The organism is uncultured Microbulbifer sp. (assembly GCF_947489355.1).
Classification (GTDB): Bacteria; Pseudomonadota; Gammaproteobacteria; order Pseudomonadales; family Cellvibrionaceae; genus Microbulbifer.
Window position 1 is genome coordinate 1 of sequence record NZ_CANLDD010000217.1, and the last position, 304, is coordinate 304.

Genomic DNA, 304 nt, shown 5'->3' on the forward strand with positions numbered 1-304 from the left:
GGCACTTTTCCCTCAAGCCGGGCATGACCCTGTCTGCCGATGTGCAACTGGCGGAACGGAGCTTGCTGCAATGGCTGTTGGAGCCCATTTACAGCCTGCGGGGGCGCCTGTGATGGAGGCGACCACGCAACAACCAGCCGGCCAAGGTCGGCCGGAAAAGCTTCTGCATTTTTCCACAGGCCGCCAACTGCCGGTAATTTTGCAGACTGAGGCTGCGGAATGCGGGTTGGTGTGTCTGGCGATGATTGCTGGATTTCACGGCTATGATACCGACCTCGCCGGCCTGCGCCGCCGCTTCCATATC

At 60.5% G+C, this 304-nt stretch carries 1 protein-coding gene; it reads left to right on the forward strand.

Annotation, left to right across the window (positions count from 1 at the left end; all coding sequences use genetic code 11):
* Nucleotides 1-112: 112 nt before the first annotated feature.
* Nucleotides 113-304, forward strand: a 192-nt coding sequence (locus Q1A48_RS21525) for a cysteine peptidase family C39 domain-containing protein (RefSeq protein WP_299948937.1), incomplete at its 3' end; no start/stop codon positions are given.